This is a genomic window from Nocardia sp. CS682 (assembly GCF_004634405.1).
GTDB lineage: Bacteria > Actinomycetota > Actinomycetes > Mycobacteriales > Mycobacteriaceae > Nocardia > Nocardia ninae.
On sequence record NZ_CP029710.1, the window covers coordinates 3,224,618 to 3,243,530 of the forward strand.

Here is an 18,913-nt window from a genome sequence, read left to right on the forward strand (position 1 = left end):
TCGATCACGCCTGCATGTGCGGGTAGGCGTATTCGCTCGGCGGAGCGAAGGTTTCCTTGAGCGTGCGCGGTGCCACCCAGCGCAACAGGTTGAGCGGAGAGCCCGCTTTGTCGTCGGTGCCGGAGGCGCGGGCACCGCCGAACGGCTGCTGACCGACCACCGCGCCGGTCGGCTTGTCGTTGACGTAGAAGTTGCCCGCCGCGAATCGCAGTGCCGCACTCGCCTGTTCGATCGCCTGCCGATCCTGGGCGAAAATCGCACCGGTGAGCGCGTACGGCGCCGCCGTGTCGACCTCGGCCAGCATGGATGCGTAGGCGCCGGGTTCGGCGTCGTCGTAGACGTGCACCGACAGGATCGGCCCGAAATACTCGGTGCCGAAAGACTCGTCGTGCGGGTCGTCCGCGAGCAGCACCGTCGGCCGGACGAAATACCCTTCGCTGTCGTCGCAGCCGCCACCGACGGGGATGGTGATTCCCGCGTCCCTGGCGCGCCGTATGGCGGCCACGTTCTTGTCGAAGGCGCGTCGATCGATCAGTGCGCCACCGAAATTGGACAGATCGGCCACGTCGCCGTAGGTCAGCCCGTCGGTGAGATGCAGGAAGTCGTCGCCCATCTTGCGCCAGACCGAACGCGCGATATAAGCGCGGGAAGCGGCGGAACACTTCTGCCCCTGATACTCGAAAGCGCCACGAATCAACGCGGCCCGCAACGCATCCGGGTCCGCCGACGGGTGCGCGACGATGAAGTCCTTGCCGCCGGTCTCCCCGACCAACCGCGGATAACCGTGGTACCGGCCGATATTCGCGCCGACCTGCTGCCACAGGTACTGGAAGGTCTTGGTGGACCCGGTGAAATGGATCCCGGCGAGCCGCGGATCGGCCAGCGCCACCTCGGACAGGTCGATGCCGTCACCGGTCACCATATTGATCACCCCCGGCGGCAGGCCGGCCGCTTCGAGCAACCGCATCGTGTAGAACGCGGACAGTGTCTGCGTCGGCGACGGCTTCCACACCACGGTATTGCCCATCAGGGCGGGCGCGGTCGGCAGGTTTCCGGCGATCGCGGTGAAATTGAACGGCGTGATCGCGTAGACGAAACCCTCCAGCGGCCGATAGTCGAGCCGGTTCCACACCCCCGCGCTCGACTCCGGCTGCTGCGTCATCAGCTGCCGCGCGAACGCCACGTTGAACCGCCAGAAGTCGACCAGCTCGCACGGCGCGTCGATCTCGGCCTGCTGCGCCGACTTCGACTGCCCGAGCATCGTCGCCGCGGCCAGGGTCTCCCGCCACGGCCCCGCCAGCAGATCGGCGGCCCGCAGGAAAACGGCGGCCCGCTCGTCGAACGGCAGGGTGCGCCAGCCGGGGGCCGCGGCCATCGCGGCGTCGATCGCGCCTTGTGCTTCCGAATGCGTGGTATCGGTATAGGTTCCCAGCACGTGACGGTGCCGATGCGGCGCGACGATATCGTGCCGCTTCCCGATCCCCGGCCGGTGTTTACCGCCGATCACCAGCGGCACCTCGACGGATTCCGCGGCGATCTCAGCGAGCTTGGCAACCAGCAGCTCCCGCTCGGGACTGCCCGGCGCGTACGAATGCACCGGCTCGTTACTCGGGGTAGGAACAACCGTGACAGCGTCCATACCCCAGGCTAGCGCTCCGGCGTTGCCGAGGCTCCGGCCCAGCCGTCAGTAATCCGGCGTGTCGTCGGGGCGGTGGTCAGCCTGCGGTCAGTCGTTCGGCGGCGGCGGCGATACGCTCATCGGTGGCGGTCAGCGCGATCCGCACGTGTTCGGCGCCGGTCGGCCCGTAGAAGTCGCCGGGGGCGGCGAGGATGCCGCGCTCGGCGAGCCACTCCAGGGTGGTCCGGCACGGTTCGCCGCGGGTCGACCAGAGGTACAGTCCGGCCTCCGAGTGATCGATCCGGAAACCGGCCGCCAGCAAGGCCTTTCGCAGGATTTCCCGCCGTGCCCGGTATCGCTCACGCTGCTGCGACTCGTGCGCATCGTCGCTGAGCGCGGCGGTCATCGCGGCCTGGATGGGGAACGGCACCATCATGCCCGCGTGCTTGCGCACCTCGAGCAGCTCGGCGATCAGCGCGGGATCGCCCGCGACGAAACCGGCCCGGTAGCTGGCCAGGTTGGACGTCTTCGAAAGGGAGTGCACGGCAAGGAGGTTCGTGTGGTCGCCGTCGGACACCTCGGGATCGAGGATGGAGACCGCCCGGCCCTCCCAGGTGAGGCCGAGGTAGCACTCGTCGGAGGCGACGATCACGTCACGCTCCCTGGCGAACTCGACGACCTTGCGCAGGTGGTCGACCCCGAGCACGCGCCCGGTCGGGTTCGACGGCGAGTTCACGAACAGCAGGGCAGGCGTGCGCGGACCGAGCTGAGTCAGCCCGTCGGCACGCGCGATCCGAGTGCCCGCGAGCAGCGCGCCGACCTCGTAGGTCGGGTAGGCGACCTCGGGGATGACGACCAGGTCGTCCGCACCGAGACCGAGCAACCGAGGCAGTCCGGCGATCAGTTCCTTGGTGCCGATCGCAGGCAGCACCGCCGCCGGGTCGAGGCCGGTGATCCCGTAGCGCCGCTTCAGCGCGTCGACCGCGGCCGCGCGCAGCTCCGGCGTGCCGTGGGTAGCCGGATAACCCGGCACCGCGGCCGCCGCGCTCAATGCCGCGCGGATGACCGGATCGACCGGGTCCACCGGGGTGCCGACCGACAGGTCGACGATCCCGCCGGGATGGGTCGCCGCCTTCGCCTTCACCGAAGCGATGGTGTCCCAGGGAAAATCGGGAAGCAGACTGCTCTCCCGGCCACGAACGGACACGGCAGAGCTACTCGCTCGCCATGGGGGGCAGTTCCTTGATGAACGGCGGGTCGTGGTCGACCTGGCCGACCTTGGTCGCGCCGCCGGGCGAGCCGAGCTCGTTGAAGAAGTCGACGTTGGCGTTCACGTAGCCGCTCCACTGGTCCGGGGTGTCGTCTTCGTAGAAGATCGCCTCCACCGGGCACACCGGTTCACATGCACCACAGTCCACGCACTCGTCGGGATGGATGTACAGCATGCGACCACCCTCGTAGATACAGTCCACGGGGCATTCCTCGATGCATGCCTTGTCCTTCACGTCAACGCACGGTTCAGCGATGATGTACGGCACTGCCGTTCTCCTAGTCTGTCCTCACCTTGCGGGGATAGTCCGCCCAGCGAAACCCTATCCGGACACCCCACGCTACTCCGGGTCAGCCTTGCCTAACTTCAGATGTTCCGCACGCCACTTCTCGTGCTGCGAAACCCCCGTCAGGACCAGGCTGTTCGGAGCCGTCCACGTCATTGCGGGTCCGGTCCATCCAGTCGGCAGCTTCCCGGTCGGCGCGTGCCGCCCTCCCGCCGAGAAGACTGCCACCGAAAGCCTACGCGGCTAGCCGACCGAGAGCGGCAGTGCCGAAAACTTGTGCTGCGGAATGCCGTACGTGGTGGTCCGTTCGCGGGCCGGCCGTCCGATGCCCGCGGCGATTTCCACCAGTTCCGCGACGGTCTTCGCCGAGCCGTGCTGCGAGCCTGCCATCCGGGAGATGGTCTCCTCCATCAGCGTGCCGCCGACGTCGTTGGCGCCGCTGGTGAGCATCACCCTGGTGCCGGTGGTGCCGAGCTTCACCCAGCTGGTCTGGATGTTGTCGATCCGGCCGTGCAGCATGATCCGCGACAGCGCGTGCGCGGCCCGGTTGTCCCGGTTCGTCGGGCCGGGTCGCGCGGCGCCCGCCAGGTACAGCGGCGCGCTCTGGTGCACGAACGGCAGCAGCACGAATTCGGTGAAACCGCCTGTCTCGTCCTGGATTCCGCGCAGCACGCGCAAGTGCCCGACCCAGTGCTTCGGGTTGTCCACGTGGCCGTACATCATGGTCGAGCTGGAGCGCAGGCCGATCTGATGCGCGGTGGTGATCACCTCGATCCACGCGGAGGTGGGCAGCTTGCCCTTGGTGAGCACCCAGCGCACCTCGTCGTCCAGGATCTCCGCGGCGGTGCCCGGAATGGTGTCCAGGCCGGCCTCCTTCAGCGCGACCAGCCAGTCCCGAATGCTCTGCCCGCCGCGCGAGGCGCCGTTGACGATCTCCATCGGGCTGAACGCGTGCACGTGCATCGACGGCACCCGCTGCTTGACCGCCCGCACGATGTCGGCGTAGCCGGTGACCGGCAGGTCGGGGTCGATGCCGCCCTGCATGCAGACCTCGGTGGCGCCGTCGACATGCGCCTCCCAAGCCCGGTCGGCGACCTCGTCCATGCTCAGCGTGAACGCGTCGGCGTCACCCTTGCGCTGGGCGAACGCGCAGAACCGGCAGCCGGTGTAGCAGATGTTGGTGAAGTTGATGTTCCGGTTCACCACGTAGGTGACGTCGTCGCCGACGGTGTCGCGGCGCAACTGATCGGCCAGCGCGGCGACGGCCTCAAGGTTCGCGCCGTCGGCCGTGGCCAAGGCCAGATACTCGGCATCGCTGAGCCCGGCCGGGTCCTTCTCGGCCGCACGCAGCGCGGCGAGCACCTCGGAGTCGAGCCGTTCCGGCGCCACGATCGCGAGATCGCGGGCCTGTTCGCGGATGGTGTCCCAATCACCGAACGCGCCGACCACGTCCTGGCCGATCGCGGAGTCGCTGCGGCTCTCGGTGTTGCGGCCCTCGGTATCGATGGCGGTGTTCAGGTCGACTCGGCCTGCGGATTCCCAGGACTGGTCCGGCTCCTGCCAGGGCAGCCCGACCGGCATCGCGTCCGGGTTCGCCAGGCCGGTCGCCGGATCGCTCAGCGCGGCGACATGCACGCCGATCCGCGGATCGATCCACGGACTGCCTGCCCGCACGTACTTCGGATGCGCGGAGGTCCGCTCGACCAGCTGGTAACCGGCCGCCTCGGTGATCTCGCGCAGGGTGTCCAGGTTCGGCCACGGCCGCTCCGGATTCACGTGGTCCACCGTCACCGGCGACACGCCGCCCCAGTCATCGATGCCCGCGTCGATCAGCGCCTGGCAGTCCTCGTGCGACACCAGGTTCGGCGGCGCCTGCACCGGCACGTCCGGGCCGAGCAGCAGCCTGGTCACCGCGATGGTGGCCAGGAACTCCTCGATGCCCGCGTCGGGGACATCGCGCATGGCGGTGTCGTCCTTGGCCCGGAAGTTCTGGATGATCACTTCTTGGATGTGCCCGAAAGCCTTGTGCTGCTTGCGAATCGCCATGATCGACTCGGCGCGCTCGGTCAGCGTCTCGCCGATGCCGACCAGCAGGCCGGTGGTGTAGGGCACCGACAGCCTGCCGGCGTCGGTGATGGCGCGCAGCCGGACCGCCGGATCCTTGTCCGGGCTGCCGTAGTGGCAGTTGCCCTTCTCGGTGAACAGCCTGGTTGCGGTGGTCTCCAGCATCATGCCCATCGACTGCGCGACCGGCTTGAGCCGGGAGATCTCCTCCCACGACATCACACCCGGATTCAAATGCGGCAGCAGGCCGGTCTCCTCCAGCACCATGATCGAGACGGCGCGCAGGTAGTCCAGGGTGGAGTCGTAGCCGCGCTCGTCGAGCCACTGCGCGGCCTCGGGCCAGCGGTCCTCGGGACGGTCACCGAGCGTGAAGAGGGCTTCCTTGCAGCCGAGGGCGGCGCCGCGGCGGGCGATGTCGAGCACCTCGTCCGGTTCCAGGAACATGCCCTTGCCTTCGGCGCGCAGCTTGCCGGGCACCGTGACGAACGTGCAGTAGTGGCACTTGTCGCGACACAATCGGGTCAGCGGGATGAAGACATTGCGCGAGTAGCTGATCGTCATCGGCCGCCCGGCCGACTCCAGCCCCGCGTCGCGCACTCTGGCAGCGCTGTGACTCAGATCCTTCAGATCGTCGCCGGTCGCATGCAGCAGCACCGCGGCCTCGTCCACGTTCAACGTGACGCCGTCGCGGGCTCGCCGCAGCGCCCTCCGCATGGCCGATGGCGAAGGCGGTGCAGCAGGAATGCTCGGGTTCGGCAGTTCAGTCACGTCCTCGATCATGCGCTAACCATCCGGACCTGTCTCCTTCCGATGCTGATGACTGAGCGTAGCGACCGAGACTCACCGGGGCGGGACGCTGCGCTCACCACGCGCCCTCTGCTAACGAGGGACCGTGTGAGCGTTGACAACTGCGCGAAGCGCGGCCCTATTCCATCGCCGGGCCAGGAAAATCCCGCGGCGACCGGTGTGGTACGGCTGCCAGGTCCGCCGCGCCGCACACGATCGGCAGCCCCGGCGGCCGAAGTTCATGGAACCATGGCAAGCATGTCGCAGCCGCGCACGATCATGGCCGATCCGGCCTGGCGTCCCAGCCCCAAGGCCAAACTCCTGTGGACCGTGCAGGGTGCGCTGGTCTGGGTGGTTCCGTTCGCGGCGCAGCTCGTCTGGGCGATCCTCGACTCCGGGCACCGGGGATGGCAGCTGGTGGTGTTCTCAGTGACGCTGGTGCTCGCCGTGCTGAACATCGCGGTGGTGCCGTGGTGGCGATATGCGGTGCATCGCTGGGAGGTCACCGAGGAGGCGGTCTACACCAGGGTCGGCTGGCTGTCGCAGGAGAGCCGGGTCGCGCCGATCTCGCGGGTGCAGACGGTGGACACCGAACGCGGGCCCTTGGAGCGGCTGCTCGGGCTGGCCACCGTCACGGTGACCACCGCCTCGTCCGCGGGCGCAGTGCAGATCTCCGCCCTCGACCTGCCGGTGGCCGAGGAGACGGTGACCCGGCTGACCCGAATCGCCGCGCAGCATCGCGGAGACGCCACGTGAACTCGGCAGCGGCTCTCGCGCCGGAGACGGATCAACCGTGGTCGCGGCTGGACAAGCGAATGTTGTTGGTGCACCCGGTCACCGAGGTGATCAAGTTCATTCCGGTGCTGATCGGCTCGGTAATCCTCGGCACCAGCAGCGGCAATCATGTGTGGAGTGTCTTCCCGCTCATCTTGATCGTCGGGTTCGCGCTCACCCGCTGGTTCACCACCACCTATCGGGTCGGGCCGACCCATGTCGAACTGCGCACCGGGTTGATTCAGCGTAAGAAGCTGGCGGTGCCGCGGTCCCGGATCCGGTCGGTGGACATCGAGGCGGACCTGCTGCACCGCCTGCTCGGGCTCGCGGTGCTGGCCATCGGCACCGGGCAGCAGGCAGAGTCGGGCGAGAAGTTCAAGTTGGACGCGCTGGACGCGCGATTGGTGCCCGACCTGCGTACCGCCCTGCTCGCGCACACCGGAACGCCGCAAAGCGTTGCCGGGCCACCTGATTCGACCGTTGACCCAACCGGTGTCACGATGGCGAAAGCCCCGGAGGCACGGCCCCGACGCGAGATCGCCCATTGGAATCCGAGCTGGGTGCGGTACGCGCCACTGTCGCTGACGGGTTTCGCGATCGTCGCGCCGATCGTCGGTCTGGCGTTCCAGTACGGCGTCGGCCAGGTGCTGTTCCGTTCCGACGCCGTGCAGCGGGTGGAGAACGGCGGCGCGGTGATCATCGCCCTCGGCACCATCGCGCTCATCGCGGTGATCGTACTGGTGGTCAGCCTCGCCGCCTGCGCCCGTTATCTGACCACCTATTTCGGCCTGCGGGTCACCGACGACGGCCGGACGCTGCACCTGCGGCACGGCCTGTTCACCACCCGCCAGATCACCCTGGATCTGGCCCGCTTCCGCGGCGCGACGGTGAACGAGCCGCTGCTGCTGCGCCTGGCCGGCGCCGCCGAACTGGAGGCGATCATGGTCGGGGAGAACCCGCGCCAGAAGATCCTCCCCCAGGCGCCGCGCACCGCCATCGAACACACCCTGAGCCACCTGCTCGCGCCGAACGAGTTCCAGGACAAGACCATTGCCCGGCCCGCCGGGGGCCCGAGCCCCGGTAGCGCACCGCTGCTCGCGCACGGGCCGGTCGCCCGCCGCAGGCGCCATACCCGCACGCTGACGCCGATCGCCGTGGCGGCGCTCGTCATGCTCGCCTTTTCCGTTGCGGGCGCGGACTTTTCGCCATTGTGGTGGCTGGTGCCCGTGCTACTGGTTCCGGTCGCGCTCGCGCTGGCGGAGGACCGCTATCGCGGCCTCGGCCACACCGTGCTCCCCGCGACCCCCACCAGCCCGACCTGGCTGATCACGCGTTCGGGCTCACTCGACCGCGACCGCGACTGCCTGGAAGCCCCCGGCGTGATCGGCTGGACCGTCCGGCAGACGTTCTTCCAGCGCCGGGCGGGCGTCGCCACCCTGGTCGCGGCCGCCGCCGCGGGCAAGAAGCGGTATCACGTGGTCGATATCCCGCTCGACGAGGCCTGGGCCCTCATCGATGCGGTGACCCCCGGTCAGCTGGGCCGTCGCTAACGCTTGCTGAACAACCCCGAATTCAGGCGGACGTAGATGAACACCAGCGGCGGCACCAGGCCGCAGCACAGCAGCAGCACGGTGCGCCAGTCGCTGGCGAGCATGATGTCCCCGCCGGGACCGGTGCTCGCGCACAGCAGGAACCCGAAAGTCCAAGCGGCCAAGGGTAAGAACATCGCGGCGGTCCGTGGCGAGACGGCGCGGGCGCCGAGCACCAGCGCGACATTCACGGCACCGGCCAGCACACCCGACAGCGGGAACGCGGTGCCACCGAAGTAGAACGGCAGGTACAGCACCTCCAACGCGAGCGTGATGAACGCGTCGAGCACCAGTACCGCCAAGGTGAGCGGCGCCAGCCAGGGCAGTGCGGCGGTGGGTAACTCCCGGTACGTCACGGGCACCTGACCGTCGACGGCCGCCCTCACGGCACCGGTGGGAAGCCGAGGAGGGTCAGCAGGTGGCTCTGCATATCGACGAACCCGTACAGCACCCTCAGGTACAGGTCGTGTTGCGCCTGCCAGTTCGGCTTCATGCTGTCCACGAACGCGACGATCGCGTCCTGGACCGACCAGTTGTACATGCGAACGAGTCTATTCCGGCGTTGCCGCGGGCGGGACCCGCATGATCACTTGTCCCCATCCATCGGGATGTTGGCGACCACCGGGAACTCGCCGGTGTAGCCCGCGCGCTGCTCGGCGATGGACAGCACCCGCTTGCGCGCGACCAGCCAGCCGACGATCAGCATCGGGATGATCAACGCCAGCGAGGCGACGGTCCAGGTGCCCACCGGGTAGTCGAAACCGGTCAGCACCACCACGAAGAACAGGAACACCAGCGTCAGCAGGCCCGTATAGGGCGCGCCGAACATGCGGAACGACGGCCGCTCCGCCTTGCCCTGCTGGCACCACCGCCACAGCTGCAACTGGCACAGCACGATGGTGGCCCAGGAGGCGACGATGCCGAGCGAGGCCATGTTCAGCACGATCTCGAAGGCCCGGTCCGGCACCACACCGTTGAGTGCGATGCCGACGAGCGCGATCAGGCTGGTCAGCAGGATGCCGCCGTAGGGAACGCCGTTGCGCCCCATCACGCCGGTGAACTTCGGCGCGCTGCCGTTCATCGACATGGACCGCAGGATGCGGCCGGTCGAGTACAGCCCGGCGTTGAGGCTGGAGAACGCTGCGGTGAGTACCACCAGGTTCATCACGCTGCCGATGCCGGGCACGCCGAGCATGGTGAAGAAGGTGACGAACGGGCTTTCCTTGGCCGTGTACGCGGTGTAAGGCAGCAGCAGGCCGAGCAGGACCAGCGAGCCGACGTAGAAGATGGCGATGCGGGCGATCACCGAGTTGATCGCGCGCGGCATGATTTTGGCCGGGTTCTCCGTCTCGCCCGCCGCCGTGCCGACCAATTCGACCGCGGCGTAGGCGAACACGACGCCGGAGACCACGACGACCAGCGGCAGCACGCCGGTCGGGAACAGGCCGCCGCTCTCCGCGATCACGCTCGGCCCGGTCGGGTGTCCCTGCACGGTGAAGCGGCCGATGAGGAAGATGGTGCCGACGATCAGGAACGCGCTCAGCGCGAACACCTTGACCAGCGCGGCCCAGAACTCCATCTCGCCGAACCACTTCACCGAGATCAGGTTGATGCTGAGCACCACGACCAGTGCGATGAGCGCGAGCAGCCACTGCGGGATGCTGCTGAACCCGGACCAGTAGTGGAAGTACTGGGCGATGGCGGTGGTGTCGGCGATGCCGGTCATCGACCAGTTGAGGAAGTACATCCAGCCGGCCACGAACGCGGCCTTCTCGCCGAAGAACTCGCGCGCGTAGGAGACGAACGACCCGGACGAGGGCCGATGCAGCACGAGTTCACCGAGCGCGCGCAGGATGAGGAACGCGAAGAATCCGCAGACGCCGTAGACGAGGAACAGGCCCGGTCCCGCGTTGGCGAGCCTGCCGCCCGCGCCGAGGAACAGCCCCGTGCCGATGGCGCCACCGATGGCGATCATCTGCAACTGCCGCGGCTTGAGACTCTTGTGGTACCCCTCGTCCTCGATGCTGAGGTGCGCCTTGTCGCCGACCGCCGTCATGAACCGCTTCGCCCTCCACATCGATGAATTCGAGATCACGGGAACGGTACCCGGCGAAAGTTTTCGGGGTTACAGCAACCCTCAAGCTACGAATATTCGCAGATCAGGAGGCATTCGGTGATTATGCCGTGATATGGCAGGAACTGCGGAAGGCTAGCCGGACAATCGACAGAAGTTCACTATTCAAGCCCGGCTAACAGATCATGTTCACGGCCGTCCGCTCCGACCGGGCCCCGGTGACCACGCACCAGGACGAAGCACTCCTCCGGCAGTACCGGCTGAGCAACATTGTTGGACAGCGCGAATTCGCGACCGGACGGCGCCACCGTCACCTGGGTCGCGTGCGCACGCAGCGCGGCGCGTTTGGCGGCCAGCGCGTCGGACACGTCGAGGGTGGTCGTCACGGTGCGGCTCGGCACACTGGCGAGCTCACCCTCGGCCGGCAGCCGCCAGCCCGGCGGCAGCCTGCCGGGCAGCCCGTCCACGGTGCGCTTGGCCAGCGCGGCCGTGTGCTGGCGCAGCATGTCGGTGTCGGTGACGGTCCAGTAGAACTTCGGTGTGTCCCACCCGCGTTCGGCCGCGGCGGGTATCGCGGCCGTGGTGATCTGGTTGGCGCGAATGTGGTCGGGGTGGCCGTAGCCGCCGTTCGGGTCGTAGGTGATCACCACCTGGGGCCGCAGTTCCAGGATCACCTCGGTCAGCGCCTGCACCGCTTCGTCGCCGGATTTCACGAAGACGCGCGGCTTGTCCGCCGCCGGGGTGCCCGCCATGCCGGAATCCCGCCAGTGCCCCGCCCCGCCGAGGAAGCGCGGCGGCGCGGCGTCCAGAGCCTGCAATGCCCTGGTCAGTTCGAGGATGCGGTAGCCACCGAGCTGATCGGCGCGGTCGGCGGTGAGCTGTGCCCACTCGTCCCCGATCACCTCACCCTCTTCGCCGAGGGTGCAGGTCAGCACGGTCACCGGCACGCCGCGGCGGCGGTAGTGCGCGATGGTGCCGCCGGTGGTGATGGATTCGTCGTCCGGGTGCGCGTGCACCAGCAGCAGACCGCCGGTCATTGGATCTTTCGCCACTGTCCGGCGTCACCGAAGATGCCGACCTGGATGCTGCCGCTGAGCGACGCACCGTCGACCCGGGGGCCTGCCGCGGCGACGAGGTTGTCCTGCACGATCGGCAGCACCGTGGCCAGCTCCCACAGCTTGGGCTCGGCCTCGGCGATAACCCGGCCGGTCTCGATGCCGCGCAATGCTTCATCGATCGGGAACTGCAGCGCCGGGTCGCACACTCCGGACAGGTTGGCGGGCGCGCGCCGCGCCGGATCCGCGCTCTGCTGCGCGGTTCCCGCGGTACCCGTGCCGGGATCCGGTGGCGGGCAACCATATCGGGAGGCGAGCACGGTGGCCGGATCGGAACCCGCACGCTCCCAGCCGACTATCGCGTCGACCGTGCCTTCGACGAGCTCGCGGCCGTACAGCTGATCGGCGGCCACGCTACGCACCGTGGCATCGATTCCGGCACTGCGCAATTGGTCGGCGGCCGTGTTCGCGACGGCGAGCGCGGTGAGGTCGCCCTCCACCGCGCCGATCCGCATCGTCAGCGACTTACCGTTTTTCGCGACCGGCCGCGGGGTCGGCGCGGGCGAGGTCGGCGAATTCACCGGCGGCGGCTCCGGCGCACGGCCATAGCCCGCGTCCGCGAGCAGCGCGAAGGCTTCCTCGGCGGGTGGGCGCGGCGGGGCGGTCGGCGCGTAGCCGGGGTCGGACGGTGAAAGTATTTGCGCGCGAGCCGGTTCCACCCAGCCGCCGGTCTGCGCGCCGACCGTGGCCAGCAGCGCGGGATCGAGCAGTGCGAGCACCGCGCGGCGGACCCGGATATCGCTCACCGGACCGGTCCGGCCGTTGAGCGCGAGTTGCAGCACCCGCGACTGCGGCATGATCGCGGTGCGCACCGACGGGATGGCGGCTAGTTGCGCCTGCGTCGCGACCCCGCCGTGCACCAGCGTCATCTGCGCGTCGTTGGTGCGCAGCGACTCCGCCAGCTGCGCGGGAGTTCCGCCGCGCCGCAACAGGATCTCGTCCGGCGCGGCCGGGGTGCCCCAGAAGCGGGCGTTGCGCTCGAGCAGGATCTCCTCGCGGCCGCGGTCGATGTTCTTGATCGTGAACTGCGCGCCCGACACCCGGATGCTCTGCACCCAGCCGTCCTGGAAGCCGCCGGGCGAGTCCTTCATCAGATGCGACGGCAGCAGATTGGCGAACAGCTGCCGCCACGCCGGGTACGGCTCGCGCATCGTCACCGTCACCGTCTTGCCGCCGCCGGCGGAGCCGATGTCGGTGATCAACCGGTAGCCCGCCGTGTCGACCACACCGGGTTGCGAAATCATCTGCTGCCACAGGAACTGGAAGTCCTCGGCGGCGATCGGCGCGCCGTCGGACCAGTTCGCCTCGTTGCGCAGCGTGTAGGTGATGGTGAACGGCTCCTGCGCGGTGACATCGGCCGTGCTGATCAGCGAGGTGTCCGGCACCCAGTCGGTGACGTTGGGCGCCACCGGGTTCGGCACCGGACGGAACGGGCTCGGCAGCACCATCGAGCTCAACGCCGCCGTGGCCGGCGACTGATCCGAACGCAGGTGCGGATTGAAGCCGATACCGATGGTGTCGATCGCGGCGACCACCGTGGTCTTGCCCGGTTTGGCGGGCGTAGTCTTCGGGCTGTCGGTGCTCTCGATCGGCGGTGGCGGGTTCGCCGTGCAACCGGCGAACACCGTCAACGATGCCGTCACGATGACCAGCAGCGTGCGCCACGTGGCGCGACCAGATACAGCCCCCGAGCTCACGCTGCGCACTCTACCGCGATTTACAGCGCGGCCCGGTCCCGAGCCTTCCGGCGCGACAGTTCGCGACCACGCTCGGTCGCGCCAAGGATCACCTTGCGCACCCGGACCACCTCCGGGGTGACCTCGACACACTCGTCGTCGGCACAGAACTCCATCGCGGCTTCCAGATCGAGCTGCAGCGGCTTGGCCAGCGTCTCGAACACGTCCGCGGTCGAGCTGCGCATGTTGGTCAGCTTCTTCTCGCGGGTCACGTTGATGTCGAGGTCCTCGGCGCGCGGGTTGATGCCGACGACCATGCCCTCGTAGGTGTCCGCGCCCGGCTCGACGAAGAACTGGCCGCGGTCGGCGAGCTGGATCATCGCGAACGGGGTCACCGTGCCTGCCCGGTCCGACACCAGCGCACCGGTGTGCCTGGCCCGGATCTCGCCTGCCCACGGTGCGTAGCCGTGCGACACGGCGTTGGCGATGCCGGTGCCTCGGGTCTCGGTGAGGAAGTCGGTGCGGAAACCGATCAGGCCGCGCGACGGGACGATGAACTCCATCCGCACCCAGCCCGCGCTGTGGTTGGCCATCTGCACCATCTTGCCCTTGCGGGCGGCCAGCAGCTGGGTGACCGCACCGAGGTACTCGTCGGGGCAGTCGATGGTGAGCTCTTCGTAGGGCTCGTGCACCTTGCCGTCGACCTGCTTGGTGACCACCTGCGGCTTGCCGACGGTCAGCTCGAAGCCCTCGCGGCGCATCTGCTCGACCAGGATGGCCAGCGCGAGCTCACCACGGCCCTGCACCTCCCAGGCGTCCGGACGGCCGATGTCGAGCACCCGCAGCGAGACGTTGCCGACCAGTTCCTGGTCCAGCCGCGACTTCACCATGCGGGCGGTGAGCTTGTGGCCCTGCACCCGGCCGACCAGCGGCGAGGTGTTGGTGCCGATGGTCACCGAGATGGCGGGCTCGTCGACGGTGATGCGCGGCAGTGCGACCGGGTTGTCGGTATCGGCGAGGGTGTCGCCGATCATGATCTCCGGGATGCCCGCGATGGCGACGATGTCACCGGCCACGGCGACCTCGCCGGGCTGCCGCTCGACACCGATCGTCTGCAGCAGCTCGGTGATCTTCACCTGCTTGACGCCGTCGGCGTGCATCCACGCGACGTTCTGGCCCTTGCGCAGCTCGCCCTGGTAGATGCGGACCAGCGCGAGGCGGCCGAGGAACGCCGAGGCGTCCAGGTTGGTGACGTGCGCCTGCAGCGGCGCGGCCGGATCGCCCTTGGGCGCCGGGATGTTGTTGAGCAGCACGTCGAACAGTGCGTCGAGGTTCTCCGCGTCGGGGGCGTGCCCGTTCTCCGGACGCTCCTTCGACGCCTTGCCCTCACGGCCGGAGGCGTAGAGCACCGGCAGGTCGAGCGCGAGCTCGGCGGCCTCGGCGGCGGAGTCGTCCAGGTCGGAGGCCAGGTCGAGCAGCAGGTCGTGGCTCTCCTCGACGACCTCCTCGATCCGGGCGTCGGGACGGTCGGTCTTGTTGACCACCAGGATCACCGGCAACGACGCGGCGAGTGCCTTACGCAGCACGAACCGGGTCTGCGGCAGCGGCCCCTCGGAGGCGTCGACCAGCAGCACGACACCGTCGACCATGGACAGGCCGCGTTCGACCTCACCACCGAAGTCGGCGTGGCCCGGTGTGTCGATCACGTTGATGACGGTGACGGAACCGTCCGGGTGGTGCTTATGCACCGCGGTGTTCTTGGCGAGAATGGTGATGCCCTTCTCGCGCTCCAGATCACCGGAGTCCATCACCCGATCGACGAGCTCGGCTCGTTCGGCGAAGGCGCCGGATTGGCGGAGCATGGCGTCGACCAGCGTCGTCTTACCGTGGTCGACGTGGGCCACGATGGCGACGTTGCGAAAATCGCGCGCAGACGACACGCTGAATCCTCCTGCTGTTAGGTGTTGGTACCGGCCGACCCCTGCAAACAGGTGGAGAATCGAAACTCACCGGGCATTGCGGCCATATACACCCTACCTGCGTTCGGGTCACCCCAACGCTTCAGGCACCGTACTAAGGGTATGCTAACCGACATGGGCAAGGTCAAGGCTAAGCAGGTTTCACGCTTGAAACCGAAGAAAAAGTGCTGTCGAAAAAAGACGCGCTGCCTGAAATGCCCTGTGGTCATTATGCGTATGAAGAAGTGCGAAGCCGCAGGCATCTGCGGCAAAGACCTGAAGAAGGCGCTCAAGCAGGCGCGCGCCGCCTGACCTTTTCGCGCCGCCGCGCCGGCCCGCGCGACCCGCTGCGCTCGGCTGATCCGACAATGACGGACATCACTCCCGGCACAGGAGTAGAACCGGGTTATGAGCGAGCGTAGCGAGCGAACCAGAGACACAGCCACCAGAGCGGTTACGGCGGAGCCGAGCGTCAGCGAGGCGCAGTCGTGAGCGCTCCGTTGCTGACCGAAACCGAACTCGCCGAGGCACTGACCGAACTGCCGGACTGGACCAGGGACGGCGATGTCCTGACCCGTACCGTCCAAGCGCCGACCTTCCTCGCCGGCATCGAGCTGGTCCGTCAGGTCGCCGAAGCGGCCGAGACCGCCAACCATCACCCCGATATCGATATCCGCTGGCGCAAGGTGCGGTTCGCGCTGTCCACCCATGATTCCGGCGGTCTCACCGCGCTGGACGTCGAGCTGGCCCGCAAGATCGACCAGTTGACCGCCGAGCTCGCCTGATACCCCCTAAGCGGCGCGCGTGCGGCCTCCGGCGAGCACGCGCGCCGTCTCCGGCGGGTCCGCTTGCGGGCGACGCCCGACCTTGATCACCCAAACGAAGAACGCCAGCGCCCCGAGCACGTTCACCGTGCCGAGCCAGGCGAGCACGGCCGGTCGCGGGATGGTCCAGATCGAGTCCTGGGCGAACGAGAGCACCCACGGCACCCCGATCAACGTGGTCACCAGCCAGTAGCCCGCCATGATCTTGGCGCCGGGCGCCTGCCGCAGCGGACCGTAGAGCAGCCACAACACCGTGGGCAGCAGCCAGACCCAGTGGTGCGACCAGGAGATCGGCGAAACGAGCAGCCCGAACATCTGCACCACGATCAGCGTGCCCATCCGGTCGTCGAAGGCGAGTGCCCGCCAGGCCAGCAGGGCGAGCACCGCGACAACCACGACCCCCGCCAGCCACCACGGGCCGGATTCCACGTCGTACCCCAGGATCCGGCTCAGCGCGCCGCGCAGCGACTGGTTCCACACCGAGCCGACGGGACCGATCCGGTCGGCCTTGCCGAGCAGCTTGCCGAAGTAGTGGTCCGCCATGTGCGGGGCGATCAGAAAGCTGATCCCGACCGTCGCGCCGAACACCACCGCCGACCACACCACGGTGAGCCAGCGCCGCTGCGCGACGAAGTACAGACCGCTGATCGCCGGGGTCAGCTTGATCCCGGCGATGACACCGATCAGCCCGCCGGACAGCCACCACCGTGAGCTGCGCACCGCGACCATCGCGCCGAGCACCAGGAAGACATTGACCTGGCCGTAGTCGATCGTGGTTCGCACCGGCTCCATCCACAGGCCCAGCGCGGTCCAGCCGACGGCGGCGGCCTGCCAGCCCGGCTCGCGCACCCGCTCCGTGCCGAGGATCAACTCCAGCGCGATCCGCACGACGACGTAGAGCGCGGCGACGGTGGCCAGCAACCAGCCGACGGCGACGACCGTGAAGGGCAGATAGTGCAGCGGGAAGAACACCAGCGCCGCGAACGGTGGATAGGTGAACGGCAGCGGGAAGTCCGGGGTCTTCTCCGCGTAGGTGAAGTCGTAGAGCCGGTCGGTCAGCAGCGACGCCGAGCCGTCCACGTACACGTGGAGGTCGACGACGTTGATCCCGTTCTTGTTCAAGAACATCCAGAGCAGCCTGGCCAGCACGGACAGACCGAGTGCCGAGACAGCCCATCGGAGTTGACGGTTCAAATCGCAGGCTTTCGACTCGGGTGCGGTACGTCGGCCCGGCACCCGGCGATGCGAGTGTTCGGCGACAAGGATGGACGGCTGCGACTAGATTAACCGCAGCGTCGATCCCGGTCGTCGCACCCTGGCGTCAGTGGCTCCATGGGAATCACTGATAACATTTGCATCACCTTTAACACCAGTAACACCTGGGGCGCGCTAACGTCTGATAACACTGATCGTCCGCACCATCAGTAGGGCGCTGCAGCTGTACACATAGCCGCGATGTCCCTAGAGTGACCCCCGAAACGATGGCTTTTCAGCATCGGCCCCAGATGTACCCGAGGTAAGGACGGCTAGACCAGTGCTTCGCACCCGAGGATCGCGGATTGCATTGTCCGCGCTCGCCATCGCGGCGAGTGCCACGCTTGCCGCGCCGACGACAGCAGTCGCGGCGCCCGCGCCCGCGCCTGCGGCGTCCCCGAACACCGTGCCGATGGTTCCGGAAGGCGTCCCGATCGACGCCCTCGCCGCCCTGGCCCCCGCCATCATCGGTTCGATCGCCGGCCCCGCCGATATCGCGGCTGGTCCGCAGTCCGCCATCCTCGATCAAGCCCGCAGGCTGCTCGCGACGCTGGGCCTGCCGCCGCAGATCAAGTCCACCCTGGAACGGATCATCACCTTCCTGGACGGCAGCGGTGGCGGTGGCCCCGAACTGCCGCAGGACGGCCCGGTCATCGCCCAGTTCCTGTACCCGACCATCGGCAAGGGCTGCATCGGCCCGACCGCCGACTCGATCGGTACCGCGCTCGCCGTGTCCGGCCCGGCCCAGCTGCCGCCGCCCGGACCGAAGGCCGGTCAGGCCGGGTTCGTGTTCACCGCGCTCGGCACCAAGGCGCCGACAGCGGAGCAGAACCCGCCGATGACGGTGCAGTGGATGAACCTGGATACCCGGCAGACCGGTTTCCAGCCGCTGACCGACGAGGCCAAGATCAACCCCGGTGGCCCGGCCACGCTGTCCGCGATCGCCGACACCGGTTCCGGCCGGGTCGTCGCGGTGGTGTCCGGCTCGCTGACCACCAAGGCCGACGACGCGGACCCGCGCACCTGCTCTTTCCTCCCGACGCTCGGATTCTTCACCGTCTAGTCCGCCTCTGCGCGCCTTTTGCCGGTCGTAAGAGCCTCGTCAGTCCCCTCGCGGGCCGGCGGCTGGGCGCCCAGGATTTCTGGGCGTGCCCGACGAGTTACCCATGTGCTCACGAAATCTGTTGGCACGGAATCACTCGAAACGGCAACCCGGCCGCCGGAACGACGCATGCGGCGGTGCCGATTGTGGTAGACCGCTAACTATGGCGACGATCGAACATTCGATACGGCCCGGCCGCTCCATCCGGAGCAGGCGCTCGCATCGATCGATACTGTCCATCCGATCCGAGGGCTCCATCCTGTCCATCGGCTCGGCCTACTCGATCCTCTCGATCGGCAGCGTCGGCTCGGTGCTGTCCATCGGCTCCATCGGCTCGTTCGGGTCGGCCATCTCCTCGTTCTCGTTCACCAGCCTGGGCTCGGCGTTCTCCGGTTTGTCCCGGTGGTCGCTGTTCTCCTGGCTCGGCGACCACGAGGCTCCGGACACGCGTCCGACGTTGCGGGTGGTGCCCGATGAGGAACCCGACCTGCGCGAAGAGCCGCTGAGCCACTGCCAAACTTAG

Annotated in this window: 17 protein-coding genes; 6 read left to right on the forward strand and 11 right to left on the reverse strand. The window is 68.1% G+C overall.

Annotated elements, in window-relative coordinates:
- Positions 1–4 precede the first annotated feature (4 nt).
- The 4 genes from pruA to DMB37_RS14550 form a co-directional block, all read right to left on the reverse strand.
- A complete protein-coding gene (gene pruA / locus DMB37_RS14535; RefSeq protein ID WP_135233164.1) occupies positions 5–1,639 on the reverse strand; it encodes an L-glutamate gamma-semialdehyde dehydrogenase in 1,635 nt (544 codons plus the stop codon).
- Positions 1,640–1,715: 76 nt separating this feature from the next.
- A complete protein-coding gene (dapC, locus tag DMB37_RS14540; protein WP_135233165.1) occupies positions 1,716–2,825 on the reverse strand; it encodes a succinyldiaminopimelate transaminase in 1,110 nt (369 codons plus the stop codon).
- Positions 2,826–2,832: 7 nt separating this feature from the next.
- Positions 2,833–3,156 carry a ferredoxin gene (fdxA, locus tag DMB37_RS14545; protein ID WP_107659126.1) on the reverse strand — a complete coding sequence of 108 codons (324 nt, stop codon included), beginning with the start codon at positions 3,154–3,156 and terminating at the stop codon, positions 2,833–2,835.
- A gap of 261 nt (positions 3,157–3,417) precedes the next feature.
- Positions 3,418–6,018: a bifunctional FO biosynthesis protein CofGH gene (locus DMB37_RS14550; RefSeq protein WP_135233166.1), complete on the reverse strand. Its 2,601-nt coding sequence runs from the start codon at positions 6,016–6,018 to the stop codon at positions 3,418–3,420.
- Between the two features lie 264 nt (positions 6,019–6,282).
- Here DMB37_RS14550 and DMB37_RS14555 point away from each other — a divergent pair, with 264 nt between their 5' ends.
- Together DMB37_RS14555 and DMB37_RS14560 are read left to right on the forward strand one after the other, a co-directional pair.
- Positions 6,283–6,780: a PH domain-containing protein gene (locus DMB37_RS14555; RefSeq protein ID WP_135233167.1), complete on the forward strand. Its 498-nt coding sequence runs from the start codon at positions 6,283–6,285 to the stop codon at positions 6,778–6,780.
- A 59-nt stretch (positions 6,781–6,839) separates the two neighbouring features.
- Entirely contained in the window at positions 6,840–8,348 is a 1,509-nt protein-coding gene (locus DMB37_RS14560) for a PH domain-containing protein (protein WP_135237577.1), read from the forward strand.
- On the opposite strand, the gene DMB37_RS14565 is transcribed toward DMB37_RS14560, so the two are convergent.
- The 6 genes from DMB37_RS14565 to typA all read right to left on the reverse strand — a co-directional run bounded on the left by DMB37_RS14565 (position 8,345) and on the right by typA (position 15,192).
- Positions 8,345–8,743 (reverse strand): hypothetical protein, encoded by a 399-nt coding sequence (locus DMB37_RS14565; RefSeq protein ID WP_240772388.1) that lies wholly within the window; start codon positions 8,741–8,743, stop codon positions 8,345–8,347. The two genes, DMB37_RS14560 and DMB37_RS14565, sit on opposite strands and share 4 nt — an antisense overlap.
- A gap of 26 nt (positions 8,744–8,769) precedes the next feature.
- Positions 8,770–8,928, reverse strand: coding sequence for a hypothetical protein (locus DMB37_RS40505; protein ID WP_167768841.1), 159 nt, complete (start codon positions 8,926–8,928; stop codon positions 8,770–8,772).
- 45 nt (positions 8,929–8,973) lie between these two features.
- Entirely contained in the window at positions 8,974–10,443 is a 1,470-nt protein-coding gene (locus DMB37_RS14570; protein WP_135237578.1) for an amino acid permease, read from the reverse strand.
- Between the two features lie 179 nt (positions 10,444–10,622).
- Complete coding sequence (gene mshB, locus DMB37_RS14575) at positions 10,623–11,498, reverse strand: N-acetyl-1-D-myo-inositol-2-amino-2-deoxy-alpha-D-glucopyranoside deacetylase (RefSeq protein WP_135237579.1); 876 nt, start codon at positions 11,496–11,498, stop codon at positions 10,623–10,625.
- Complete coding sequence (locus tag DMB37_RS14580; RefSeq protein ID WP_240772389.1) at positions 11,495–13,282, reverse strand: ABC transporter family substrate-binding protein; 1,788 nt, start codon at positions 13,280–13,282, stop codon at positions 11,495–11,497. Before DMB37_RS14580 ends, mshB begins: the two co-directional genes overlap by 4 nt.
- A gap of 11 nt (positions 13,283–13,293) precedes the next feature.
- Positions 13,294–15,192 carry a translational GTPase TypA gene (typA, locus tag DMB37_RS14585; protein ID WP_135233169.1) on the reverse strand — a complete coding sequence of 633 codons (1,899 nt, stop codon included), beginning with the start codon at positions 15,190–15,192 and terminating at the stop codon, positions 13,294–13,296.
- A 153-nt stretch (positions 15,193–15,345) separates the two neighbouring features.
- Here typA and DMB37_RS40510 point away from each other — a divergent pair, with 153 nt between their 5' ends.
- Positions 15,346–15,522 carry a hypothetical protein gene (locus DMB37_RS40510; protein WP_167768842.1) on the forward strand — a complete coding sequence of 59 codons (177 nt, stop codon included), beginning with the start codon at positions 15,346–15,348 and terminating at the stop codon, positions 15,520–15,522.
- Positions 15,523–15,698: 176 nt separating this feature from the next.
- Positions 15,699–15,995, forward strand: coding sequence for a 4a-hydroxytetrahydrobiopterin dehydratase (locus tag DMB37_RS14590; RefSeq protein WP_135233170.1), 297 nt, complete (start codon positions 15,699–15,701; stop codon positions 15,993–15,995).
- Between the two features lie 6 nt (positions 15,996–16,001).
- Here the strand turns inward: DMB37_RS14590 and DMB37_RS14595 are convergent, their stop codons facing one another.
- On the reverse strand, positions 16,002–17,228 hold the full coding sequence (locus DMB37_RS14595) for a mannosyltransferase (protein WP_240772530.1): 1,227 nt from the start codon (positions 17,226–17,228) through the stop codon (positions 16,002–16,004).
- Between the two features lie 340 nt (positions 17,229–17,568).
- Here DMB37_RS14595 and DMB37_RS14600 point away from each other — a divergent pair, with 340 nt between their 5' ends.
- Positions 17,569–18,351 (forward strand): hypothetical protein, encoded by a 783-nt coding sequence (locus DMB37_RS14600; RefSeq protein ID WP_135233172.1) that lies wholly within the window; start codon positions 17,569–17,571, stop codon positions 18,349–18,351.
- Between the two features lie 202 nt (positions 18,352–18,553).
- Positions 18,554–18,913, forward strand: coding sequence for a hypothetical protein (locus DMB37_RS14605; RefSeq protein WP_135233173.1), 360 nt, complete (start codon positions 18,554–18,556; stop codon positions 18,911–18,913).

What these genes read in the sequence shown, in the direction of transcription:
- pruA (WP_135233164.1), bottom strand. Translation starts at nt 1,639, where the DNA reads ATGGACGCTGTCACGGTTGTTCCTACCCCGAGTAACGAGCCGGTGCAT.
- DMB37_RS14550 (WP_135233166.1), bottom strand. Translation starts at nt 6,018, where the DNA reads ATGATCGAGGACGTGACTGAACTGCCGAACCCGAGCATTCCTGCTGCA.
- DMB37_RS14555 (WP_135233167.1), top strand. Translation starts at nt 6,283, where the DNA reads ATGTCGCAGCCGCGCACGATCATGGCCGATCCGGCCTGGCGTCCCAGC.
- DMB37_RS14560 (WP_135237577.1), top strand. Translation starts at nt 6,840, where the DNA reads ATGTTGTTGGTGCACCCGGTCACCGAGGTGATCAAGTTCATTCCGGTG.
- DMB37_RS40505 (WP_167768841.1), bottom strand. Translation starts at nt 8,928, where the DNA reads ATGTACAACTGGTCGGTCCAGGACGCGATCGTCGCGTTCGTGGACAGC.
- DMB37_RS14570 (WP_135237578.1), bottom strand. Translation starts at nt 10,443, where the DNA reads ATGACGGCGGTCGGCGACAAGGCGCACCTCAGCATCGAGGACGAGGGG.
- mshB (WP_135237579.1), bottom strand. Translation starts at nt 11,498, where the DNA reads ATGACCGGCGGTCTGCTGCTGGTGCACGCGCACCCGGACGACGAATCC.
- DMB37_RS40510 (WP_167768842.1), top strand. Translation starts at nt 15,346, where the DNA reads ATGGGCAAGGTCAAGGCTAAGCAGGTTTCACGCTTGAAACCGAAGAAA.
- DMB37_RS14605 (WP_135233173.1), top strand. Translation starts at nt 18,554, where the DNA reads ATGGCGACGATCGAACATTCGATACGGCCCGGCCGCTCCATCCGGAGC.